This is a genomic window from Mesorhizobium sp. ArgA1, from assembly GCF_053714375.1.
Genome location: NZ_JBSKBQ010000018.1, coordinates 72,457 through 83,233 on the forward strand (window position 1 = coordinate 72,457; position 10,777 = coordinate 83,233).

Annotated in this window: 10 protein-coding genes and 1 pseudogene; 3 read left to right on the top strand and 8 right to left on the bottom strand. The window is 59.7% G+C overall.

Going from position 1 to position 10,777, the window contains the following annotated elements; all coding sequences use genetic code 11:
• From ACWGTI_RS27185 to ACWGTI_RS27195, 3 genes and pseudogenes are all read right to left on the bottom strand, one after another.
• A partial coding sequence (locus ACWGTI_RS27185; RefSeq protein ID WP_454589973.1) for a VCBS domain-containing protein occupies positions 1-2,050 on the bottom strand: 2,050 nt, incomplete at its 3' end.
• A gap of 1,511 nt (positions 2,051-3,561) precedes the next feature.
• A complete protein-coding gene (locus ACWGTI_RS27190; RefSeq protein ID WP_454589982.1) occupies positions 3,562-3,891 on the bottom strand; it encodes a hypothetical protein in 330 nt (109 codons plus the stop codon).
• Between the two features lie 37 nt (positions 3,892-3,928).
• Positions 3,929-4,096: pseudogene (locus tag ACWGTI_RS27195) on the bottom strand (hypothetical protein); the annotation flags it as partial.
• Between ACWGTI_RS27195 and ACWGTI_RS27200 the strand changes: the two are divergent.
• Positions 4,062-4,259 (top strand): hypothetical protein, encoded by a 198-nt coding sequence (locus ACWGTI_RS27200; protein ID WP_454589983.1) that lies wholly within the window; start codon positions 4,062-4,064, stop codon positions 4,257-4,259. The pseudogene ACWGTI_RS27195 and the gene ACWGTI_RS27200 sit on opposite strands and share 35 nt — an antisense overlap.
• A gap of 447 nt (positions 4,260-4,706) precedes the next feature.
• Here the strand turns inward: ACWGTI_RS27200 and ACWGTI_RS27205 are convergent, their stop codons facing one another.
• Both ACWGTI_RS27205 and ACWGTI_RS27210 read right to left on the bottom strand, forming a co-directional pair.
• Complete coding sequence (locus tag ACWGTI_RS27205; protein WP_454589974.1) at positions 4,707-5,393, bottom strand: outer membrane protein; 687 nt, start codon at positions 5,391-5,393, stop codon at positions 4,707-4,709.
• Between the two features lie 236 nt (positions 5,394-5,629).
• Positions 5,630-6,028, bottom strand: a complete 399-nt coding sequence (locus tag ACWGTI_RS27210; protein WP_454589975.1) for a response regulator — start codon at positions 6,026-6,028, stop codon at positions 5,630-5,632.
• Between the two features lie 147 nt (positions 6,029-6,175).
• Here ACWGTI_RS27210 and ACWGTI_RS27215 point away from each other — a divergent pair, with 147 nt between their 5' ends.
• On the top strand, positions 6,176-6,367 hold the full coding sequence (locus ACWGTI_RS27215) for a hypothetical protein (protein WP_454589976.1): 192 nt from the start codon (positions 6,176-6,178) through the stop codon (positions 6,365-6,367).
• Positions 6,368-7,023: 656 nt separating this feature from the next.
• On the opposite strand, the gene ACWGTI_RS27220 is transcribed toward ACWGTI_RS27215, so the two are convergent.
• Positions 7,024-8,262: a pilus assembly protein TadG-related protein gene (locus ACWGTI_RS27220; RefSeq protein WP_454589977.1), complete on the bottom strand. Its 1,239-nt coding sequence runs from the start codon at positions 8,260-8,262 to the stop codon at positions 7,024-7,026.
• 1,039 nt (positions 8,263-9,301) lie between these two features.
• Here ACWGTI_RS27220 and ACWGTI_RS27225 point away from each other — a divergent pair.
• A complete protein-coding gene (locus ACWGTI_RS27225; RefSeq protein ID WP_454589978.1) occupies positions 9,302-9,490 on the top strand; it encodes a hypothetical protein in 189 nt (62 codons plus the stop codon).
• 488 nt (positions 9,491-9,978) lie between these two features.
• Here the strand turns inward: ACWGTI_RS27225 and ACWGTI_RS27230 are convergent, their stop codons facing one another.
• Together ACWGTI_RS27230 and ACWGTI_RS27235 are read right to left on the bottom strand one after the other, a co-directional pair.
• Entirely contained in the window at positions 9,979-10,281 is a 303-nt protein-coding gene (locus ACWGTI_RS27230; protein ID WP_454589979.1) for a hypothetical protein, read from the bottom strand.
• Positions 10,282-10,342: 61 nt separating this feature from the next.
• On the bottom strand, positions 10,343-10,777 hold a 435-nt coding region (locus tag ACWGTI_RS27235; RefSeq protein WP_454589980.1), incomplete at its 5' end, for a LuxR C-terminal-related transcriptional regulator.

Here is a 10,777-nt window from a genome sequence, read left to right on the forward strand (position 1 = left end):
CCGAGAAGCTGTGGCTGTCGCTGGCATCGACGTCGGAGAAGGTAACCTGGCCGCTTGCCTGCTGTGCCGAGGTCGGCAGGTCGTCGCCTTCCGAGACGCTGCCCGACTGTGGATCGGAGGTGATCAGCGGCGCGTCATTGGTGCCGACGATGGTGATTGTCACTGTCTGTGTGTCAGTGCCACCCACATGACCGTCGTCGGCCTTGATCGTATAGGTGAGCGTCAGCGTCTCGCCGGCGGCCAGGAAATCGAAGGCCTGCGGAGATGAGTTGAACGACCACGTCAAATTGTGGGTCTCGCCCGAATCGGCCGTCAGCGAGGCCGGCGACACCGTCAGCATGTTGATGACAGCGGCACTGTTCAGGCCACCCAGGGTGCCGCCGAGCGACACCGAGGTCACACTCGCGCTCACCGTGTCGGAGAGATCGGCGTCCGTGACCGTTAGTGTGCCGCTGGTGCTGAGGGGCAGGTTGGCCTCATTGATGCCGGTGGCAGCGTTATCGCCAGCGCCAACGGTGATGTTGGGCGCGTCGTTGGTGCCGGTGATCGTGACGGTGACAAGCTGACTGACCGTGCCGCCATGGCCGTCATCGATGGTGACGGTGAACTTCTCGGTCGCAGTCTGGCCTTGCGCCAGGTACTGGGTTGCGGCGTTGGCGACCTGATAGGTCCAGCCGACCGTCCCGGGCTCGGTCAGGGCATTCTCGCTGGCTGCGCCCATGATGAGGGTGCCCTCCAGCGTATTCGCGGCGGCGGCCGTGACACTGGTGGTGTGGACGTCGATGAGGTCGAGGTCGCTGAAGGCGATGGTGCCGGTGTCAGACAGGATCGGAGATGCGGAATCCTCGATGACCGCGCCGTCGGCGTCGGTGCCGGCGACCGTAATGGTCGGCTTGTCGTTAGTACCGTAGATCGTGACGGTCACGAGTTGGCCGGCGGTGCCATCGGAAGAAACGGCGGTGAAGCTGTCGGTGACCGATTGGCCGGCGGCGAGATGCTGGATCGCAGCCTGTGTGTTGCTGGCGCTATAGGTCCAGTTCCCGGCTGCGTCCAGGGTGAAGGTGCCGTAGCCATTGCTGCCGGCCACGCTGGCCTGCGGGGCAAAGTTCGACTGACCCTGGTCGGCATCATTGATTGTCAGCGCGCCGCTGGCGCTCAGCTTGTTGGCGACAACCGCGACGTCCTCGGTCACCAAACCGGTGTGCACGCCATTGATGACAGGCACGTCGTTGCTGCCGGTGATGTTGACGACGATGTTGTAGGTGGCGGTGCCGTCCGCCGATTTCACCTGGAGCGTGTCGGTTACCTGCTGGCCCTGCTTCAGCGGGTCGGCAAGGGCCTGGTTGAGCGCGTAGATCCAGGCGCCCGTCGTGGTGTCGAAGGTGAAGGTGCCGTAAGTGCCTTGCAGGCTCGGGGGCGCCTGGAAATTGTTCTGATTGGCATCGACGTCCGAAACGGTCAGCTGTCCGTGCGCACTGGCGTCGCCAGGCGTGCCATTGGCGACGCCGCCCGCTTCCACGACAGTGTTGTCGACGTTGGCAGCCGCGGTGATCGTCGCGCCGTCGTTGGTGCCCTGAATATTGACGGACACGCTGGCCCAGCTCAGCGTTCCGTTGCCGAGCTTGATCGCGTAGGTGAAGGTCTCGTTGATCCGGTCGGTCGCGGTAAGCGCCTGCAGGCTGGCGAAGCCATGCTGCTGCAGATACTGGCTAAGGTCCATTTCGACCTTGCCGTTGTTGATCCGGATGTAGACGCCGCCGCCTATGCACTCCCAGGCGGAGATGCCGGTCGCCTGAACGTCCTGGGTCGTCAGATCGATCGGCGCGTATTGCTTGGTGGAGGTCGAGTCTGAAGTCCCGTCATCAACCGAATAGAGGGTCTTGGCGTTTCCCCCAAGGTCGTTGGCCATCACATCCAAAAGAATGATGGACTGGGAGGCGGAAACGATGACGACATTGTCTTCAGTATAGTTGAAGACGTCATCCTTGGCCTGCGGCGTGTTGGAAAACGACGTCGTGGTGCCACCGGCACCGGCGATCTGTGTGGCCATTGTATCCCCCCTGACGGCAGACGCGTCCGGCGCCAGCCCGTTGGCCGTGCGCAACGGCTAACTACCCATGCCGTAAGGGTCGGCGCGCAGCGTTTCAGGGAGAGAGATCCTCAGACTACCAGGCGCAAAGCGGCAGCCCATCCCGTGAATGGCCACCCCACTATGGCAATTTCACAAGCTGACGATAGCTCTGGCAATTGCTGCCAGGGCTTAGCAATTTCGCGTTGCGTCTCCCCAACCCTAGTAGCGCCGTAACTCGTTGTTGCTGACCAGGAGCTTCTTGACGCTACCCCTATATTAGCAATTTATTAACTACTCACCCGGGCGCGTCAACAGCCAATTCGATGAATAGTTAACGTCAAAAGGCGTACGCCTATGCCGCTGCGGATCGTCTCGAAACGCGCTGACAGCCGCTACAGGAGCGGAGCGTCGACCACATGGCTGAAGGCCAAATATTTCGAGGAAGCCGATTTCTGTGCATCGACGACTGCTTCTGGCGTCGGCACCAGCAAGCCCGCTTTTGGTACGCGGTCAAGTCGGCCGGAATGACCGAGATGCGGCACGAAGTGAACCCGCCTTTTTGCACGCCGTTCCACGCCATAGGCCTCTCCCCTTTTGAAAGGGCTTTACTTCATCAGCGAGGTGGCCGCAGATCGGACTTGTGAGTTTGGAAATGGAGAAATGCCAGTTCGGCGGGAAGTGAGATACGGACGCGAAAACAATTCATACGACGGCGAAAATCGCCGTCCCAGCTACTGCGCCGTCGCCTGTTCAGGCACGATTGGCATACTTCACCCTGCCCCACTGACTGCATTGCGGACACAAAGGATGGAGATAGGCCAACTTGTCCCCTGGAATATTTCCCGAACTAGTGATCGTCAGGCTGCCGCCATTGAAACCCTCCAAACTGTAAGATTCCCATGCGCCGCCGAGGGGCTGATTGTCTTCTCGTAGTTTCAAATACCCGGTGCGACCGCAATCGCAAACCAGCTTTTCCCGCAATACAGTTGAGAGCACTTAGGACAGCCTTCCGACGATGCGGCGAACAGGCTCGATGCTACCATGGACTTTGGTATTCGGGTTTCCCGCACTGCCCAAGCTACAGGCGCATTAGCGATAGCTCAACTAAGACTGAAGTCCCCTAAGCCCTCTCTCGAAGGTCGGCATCCAATCGCGATTGCTCCTGCGATCTGTATCATTTTAATACAATCCCCAATTGCTAGACTCGCGCGGCGCACCGGCAGTTAGTGGATCTTCCGTGCCAAAGGAGGGAAACGCTGCGCGGACTGGGGAGGAAACGATGGCGGTGCAAAAGGGAGACTACCGAACGAATAGAGCCGACTACGTGATTGCTGCGAAGGGTAGCCAAGCGACCACTGACGACGGCGCTCGAGCCGAGCTACTCGAAATAAAAAAGAAGTCCCTTTGGCTGAAAGATCCGCGATCCGCCAGATTGTCCGCACACCCGGCAGAAAGCTCGCCAGGACCGAAGGGCCAACCGCGCGGTTAAATTAGCTTCCGCTGAATATCTCCCCTGCAGGATTGCGGAACGCATGGGAGGGAAGGATGCGCAGGCCTGACCATTGCGCCGCCGGCCTCTTAATTCCCTTTGGCGCCGGGCCGGCGTGCTCCTGGACGCGCTTCCACAGGCGGTCTCGGATTGCACCGCGCGAGTTGATGAAGGCCGAGCCGACATCTTGCCCGGTCTCCCGATCGGCCATCAGGGCGAAGGCCGGCTTGCCCGGCTCTCGCTCGACGCCGAGCAGGTCGTATTCTTCCACCATGTAGCTCTTGATCTTCAGCCAGGCTGTCGAGCGGCCCGCTGCGATATTTGCTGTCACGGCGCTTCGATACCACCCCCTCTAGCCCGGCTTTGTCGACCAGTTCGAAGATGGCGTTCGCATCTCCTGGTAGCGTCTGACTGAACTGGATACGACCGCCGGCCGGGATCACCGCGTGAAGGACCTCGCGGCGGTCCTCTAGCGGCATGTCGCGGAGGTCGTGCGTCGAGGTGAAGCAGATCGAAGGCGACGAAATAGAGGTCATGCTGGCGCCTTGTGATGGCACTGCGAAGCGCCTTGAAATCGGACAGCCCGGCTTCGTTCGTGACGATTACCTCCCGTCGATGATGGCGCTCTCGACGCTGAGAGCGCCGACGGCCTTGGCGAGGTCGCGGTACTTCCATGTCCAGGCAGTCCGCGGCGGGTGAAGATGCGCACGCCGCCAGCATCCCTGACGATTTGCGAGCGGTAGCCGTGGAACTTCACCTGATGCAGCCAGTCGTCTCCCCCGGGGGTGGGCATCAATGGCTCGATGAACTCCAGCCGGCCGAAGCCGGCGCCTACCCGCCTGCCCATGGAACCGAGATTGAGGCAGCACGCCCTGGCGATGCGATCCAAACGCGTGCGCGAAGCACGCTTGGGCACGTCTGCGAGCCTGAAGGTTGCACCAAGGACGCCGGCTTTGGTTTCGCCAAACCGCGCCGGCCGTTTGACCGCGGCGAGGATGGGAGCTGTTCACAGCGTACGGGCCGACGGACCAGCAGAGCGAAAATCTCAATCGTGCGCTCGGCATAAACGAGGGTAGGGCTAGGGGTTCATTCTGGCTTGCTGGTGAGCTTTTCGACGGTCGCAATGGCAGAGGCCAAGTGGGCAGATTAAAACTTGTAGCTCACACCAACGCGAACTGCGTGGTCTCGAATTTTCATATGTTCGATCACATCCGGAAAGGCAGGGGCCTCATTTCCGCTTGCGGTCCCGAAGTCAGTGTAGCGATACTCCAGTCGCGCGCTCCATTTATCAGCGAACGCGTACTCCAATCCGGCACCGATGGTCCAACCGGTTTTGGTCTTCGTCCAAGATTGCAAAGTTGCCGGGTCCGGGCCGCCCTCAAAGCGGAAATTGCCAAAGGCAACGCCCCCGGTAACATAGGGCAGGAAGCGATCGAAGGCGTATCCGACCCTAACGCGCGCGGAGCCTTGCCAGCGCAAATCGGCGCTACCGGCAGCCAAACTTAAAATTGGCTTGTTAAAACTGCCTTTGACATTGGCGTATTCGATATCGCCTTCCACACCAACGACAAGCGGCGAGTCGAATTGGTGATTGTAGCCAACGTACAGGCCACCAACAAAGCCGCTTGGAGTAAAAGTCCCGCTTGGGTAAGGGGCGAAAGGGCCGTTGAAACTGTAGCTGGTCCTCGCCCACTCGTAACCGGCTTGAGCCCCGACGTAGAGCCCCGTCCAGTTGTACGTAGACGCCACCGGGTCCGAGGCTAGAACGTCAGCTGCGAAAGCGCCGCCAGTAGAAGCAATGAGAGTTGCGGTCGCGAGCAGAATCGATTTCATGGCAGGCTCCGTGTTACGCATCAAGCGGCTATAGGAGCAACGTCCTAACGGCAATATCTGTCTTCCCAGCCTTCAGGCGTTTTCAATGGCCTGTTGCGGCGAAGCAACACGAGAAATAGCCGTCCGCCGGGAGACCAGGCAGCGCCCCGGCGGCATAGGCCTTCCGGGAACATGCCGTTGCTGGCAACCGTCTCGCAGCGGGTATTACGGGCGATTATATATAGTCGACAGACCCATCAATCTGGTTCGCGCGGCGGCGGCGGATGTTGCTGGTTGAGGAGGGTAGATAGGGCCGTAGTGAGCTGAGCCATCGCAAACGGCTTGGTGATCATCACGCTCTCTGGAACACCTTCCGAGCCCCAGTGAGGCGAGCTGTCGCCACTGATATAGATCACAGGCATCATCGCGTTGGCTTGCCGCACGTGGCGGGCAACTTCCCATCCGGACTTGCCCTCACCTAACCGGATGTCCGAAATTAGCGCCTTGAATGATCCAGGATCGGCATCGAAGGTTTCAAGGGCTCTAGCAGCGCTGGTGACGCCAACGACATGAAAGCCAGCTTCTTCCAGTCCTGTTTCGAGATCGAGCAGAATCAATGGCTCGTCTTCAACGACCAGAACCGACGCGTCAACCATTTGTATCCCTGCTGGCACCCCGAAACGACGAAAGGGCGTTTTAGTTCCATCTGATTAATCAGGTAGTGAGATTCCCCTCCGTAAACCATTTGCAATGGCTGCCGCGCGTGGGAAAGCTGCTTTCGCCCCCTAGGTGAGCGAGGAACCATGGCGAAACGAACTCCGAATGCAATCGATGCCGACATTCTGCGGTCCACCTTCCAAAAAGCGGTCAAGGAAGAGAACATCCCGGAGATCCGGTGGCGAGAATACGCTACCAAAATGGCGACGACATACACCGGGTTAGCTGCGGTCAATTGCGATTTGGTGGACTGGATTGTTCACACGGCGAGGGAATGACCAGCGCGACCCGGGCTCTCTTGTTGGGGTGCAGGCCGCACCGGTCACTGCGGGTTGATTGGACCCCTCCCGCACTTGCCTAAAATATTGCATATTAGCGATTGCGCAACTAAGCAATTTGGCTGCCCATCCGCCGGCTCGCAAGTTCCAACCGCGAACAAAAAATGGCCACCGGCCGGAACCAGCGTGAGGCGAGGAAGTTGGAAAATCGCAGTGTCTCCCGACGCTGTCGACCTGTCGACGGTCAGGCCCGCGCTCCCTTTCGAGTGGCGCGGGCCGCGTTGTCAACAGGCTTACATCAGCCAATCTCGTGAATCCAGTCGTCCCCCCTGGAGGGTCATCGAAACGGGCGGTAGCCCGGCGGTTAGGGTGGGTCCGTAGCCAAAGCTTTAAAAAGCAACAGACACGCTAGCAGCGAAACGCCGCAGCCTAGCACGCCGTCTACGGACAGTCCGGAAAAATAGACGAGATCGAACGCCAGTACCGCCATCGCTCAGCCAATCGTGATTTCGGAACACCCGGCGAATTAACTGTTAGAGAGCGCTAATGTTCCGCTCTGGACTCACTGCCGTTGGGGAGAGAGGCGTGGGCAAGCGAATTCCACGGCGGTAACCCGGACTTGCTCCGCAAAATGGACGTCATGCCGGCCCATCGTGCTACTCGACAAGCCGCACCGACTGCGTCGCCGGAATGTCCTTCATCCCGAGGCTGGTGCAGTCCTGCTTGATGGTCGTACTGCCTGACCACTGGATGGTGTTGGCGACGACCTGAGTGCAGCCGCCGTTCCCCGAGAAGTTGCCAAGGTAGTTGACCTGCTGCTTGGGAAAATAGATGGCGCCGGTGAAAAGCGAGTCCGCGGTGCCATTGAAGGTGCTCTGCGCCGCAGTGCCAGTCCTGTCGCCGTAGAACAGCACTCCGGAATAGGTTCCGGATGTCGGCGCGCTCAGCGTCACCTTGGCGTTGCCGTTCATGCTGACGGTGTTGCTGCCTGCCATGAAGATGGTTACCCCGCTGCCCGCGATGACCGCGTTGGCATTGACCTTCATACCGCCCTGCACGACATAGACGCCGGGCTGCAGGGTGACATTGCCCTTTAGATCCATGCCGCTGCAATAGGTGCCAGGCTGGAGTGTTTGCGACGATTTGTTGCCGACAGTCTTGCACGGGTTGCCGGCCGTCGGCGTCGGCAGATTGACGAAAGGATCGGCGGCGGGCAACGCCTGGGTGATCGGCGCGGCGCAGACGCTCGTAACAGGGTTGCTCAGAGAGACGCCGCCTACCGATATCAGGCAATCGGCCTGCAGAGCTGCCGAGCCTTGCAGCTTGATGGCGTCTGCGGCAGTCGAGTCCGACATGACCGAGCAACCGGTCAGTTTGACACTTGTGTTGCCGGAAAAGAGCGCCGCCTTCGAGGCGGAGGGATTGAGGGCCAGTACGCAGGCCTTGGAGGCATCGGTGATCAGCGCCACCGCCCTTGCCTGTTCGGCAACGGGCCCCTTGTTGAAAATCGCCGTGAAGTAGCGATCGAGGTTCTGCTTGACGATGACCTCCACCGCCTTCTTCGCGGCGTTCGGGCCAGACAATGGCGGTGTGTTGACCTGGATGGTGCCCGGCGCGGCAAAATTGTTCGAGGTCGCGGACTGCGTGGCGGCGGCGATGATGGTCGGCTTGTCGGAACCCGCGACTTTCTCGAGCGCACCGGCATAGGCCGCGGCATCGGCGACGGCCTGCAGCTTGAGGCTGCTGTAGTACCAGAAGGACGTCTCGATACCGAGGCCGGCGCCGCCGACCACGACCGGCAAGGTGAAGGCGAAGGTGACGGCAACGTTACCGTTCGTGGCGCGTTTGAGGCGGCCCAAAACAACCCAGATCCGGATGAGAGCATTGAATGCCATATGTTTATTAGAAATCACGAATAGATAAACGAATGTCTAAAAACTCCATTCCGATTCCTCTGAGGGGTATGGAACGCGCTTTGACGACATGTTCGGGTGCGCAGGATGGCAACCATAATCTTGTTCAGAGCGGAACCTTAAGACCGGCAAGCGATTTGTCAGCATTCAATCGTGGGGAAACGAGGATGCAAGCGGACACTGGGCGGATATCGGTCTTTGATCTCGCTGCGTTGCGCGAGACATTTAAAGCGTCGGCTAACGAACACGGCGTTACCGCCCTCGAATGGGCCACATACGCGCAGCTATTCCTGAAACAGATATCCGAAGAAACCAATGCTAGGCAGGTCGCTAAAAAGGCCCCGGCGCTTGGGTCCGCACCGAGGCCTTAAGGGCATGTAAGGGCGATTGTATATTTGACAGACCCCGCTTGTTTCACTCGGTGGCGGCGGAGGCGACCAAGAGCATCGTCAGTCCGCTGCTAGCGTACCACAGCGACCATTACGCGCGCTTCGTGAGGTCCATGAGCCGCTGTTGAAGTCAATCAAGACCATCGCCGGCAAGCGGGCCGACATCCAGTGGAACGGGACCGGGCCTGTGCGCCCACCTACGCTGGGTAAGCTTAGTTGCGCTTGCTAATACACAATATTTTAGGCTGTGCGGGAGGGGTCCACTCAACCCGCAGTGTCCGGTGCGGCCTACAACCCAAAACCCCGGGTCGCACCGGTCATTCCATCAGCATTTGAAGCCCGGCCTGCTTACAGCTCGATGAGGATGTAGGCCGCGCCAAAGATGGCGCTCATAAGAACAGTGAAAAGGCCCAGCCTTTCAAAGCGTGACGCACGTCTTCGGGCTTCGCGCCTTTCTGGTTGTCGTAGCTGTCGAGCACTGCCTGCGCACGCCCGATCGGCTAGTGCCAGCACGTTTCCGCCGCTGCGTCCGGCGCGCTTATGGCGCGTGACACCGTTCTGAAGGAACAGTTTCCGGCCTCGCGAGTTTCTAACGCGGGCGGAGGCTTCGGGATCTGAAGGCGGCCATTGTCATGCACCAGATCGACGACACCAAAAAGCTGGTTAGCCACTTCGATGAAACGGAGCGGAAAAGCCTCCTCGCCATCAAGGAAACGCAGGAACTCATCGAGCGGAACCGCCTACTTATAGAGCGCTCCCGGCGGATTCTTTCGAGTGTATCCGAGATGGCTGCTCGGCAGGGGCCGCCATCCGCTGTCTAATGTTGAAGCTGGCGCTAAGATGACCAACCCATGCCGATCGCTGCTAATATGACGCGGCGCTAATCTTTCCGTTGCCAACCTTCCCGGCGCTTCCATCCAAGTCGTTTCTCGCACGCTAAGGAGGACCGGGGTATTTTCATAAGAATTTAGATAACGCCTAAGGCAAGCGCCGGCTTTCGTTGCCAACCAAAAAGCCCGCTGGCCGGAGCCAGCGGGCGCAAATCTCATCAAAGGCTGACGAGGGGTTTGAATTCTCGTCCACCGATAACGTAGCTTAGGCCAACATTGTGGGCAACTAGTCCCTACGCTTATCGCGTTGTTCGCGCCCCCACGGGGCAAACGGTCTAGGCGGCGCAATGCGCAGATCGAAATTGCTTGGGAGGGCGCTCGTTGCTCTCTGAACGGAAGCGGTAGTCATCCTGAGTTGACGGGACAATCACCAGTCGCACGGATCGTTCAGGCCACAATGGCCGATTGCTTGCCCTGCCCTATGCGCGCGCTCGCCCGACGGTCTCGCGCCACTCCTCCCGTGTGCGCGGCCACTCCGAATGGGGCGCGGAGAGCGTGTGATGTATGAGGCCGATGCGCTTGCCATCGCGGCCCGCGGCTCGGCATTTCGGGCAATAGAAGAACGGCTGCAGGTCCTTCACCATGCAGGAATGATCGAGGCCGATGCGATGGGCTAGCGCGACCAGGTTGAGCCGGCTTTCACGGTGACAACCGGTGTTCAGGCAATGGATGGTCGCCTCATGCCCAAGGGCGAGCATCTTGCCAATCGTGTCGATCGCCAAGGGATAGGTGATCTCAGGCAGTTTGAACATCCGAACGAGATAGGACTGCAGTCCTATTCCGTCAACGTGCGGCGAATCTATGGGAACCGTCTCGATGCTCGGCCGAAGCGGTCGGCAAATGGCGGTTATCGATTTGCGGGCGGCTTAGAGGCGCTTTAACCTTGAACGCGCAAGGTTGGCTCCCCCGCTCAGCCGCGCCCCGCACCAGCAGCGCCGCCTCGGTGCGGTTGCGGACATTGAGCTTGGCCAGAACCCGCGTCATGTGATGCTTGACCGTCTTCTCCTGCAGTGAAAGCCGTGCGGCGACTTCCTTGTTGCTCAAGCCCTTCGCCACCAGGCTCAGAATGTCTGTCTCCCGCTCGGTAAGTCCCTGCAAGGGATCGCCGGCCGACAGCGTCGGCGAGACATAGCTTTCGCCTGCCGCGACATTGCTGAGGATTTCGGCCAGCGCCTTCGAACCGACGCCTTTCAGCACATAGCCGCGCGCGCCGGCATT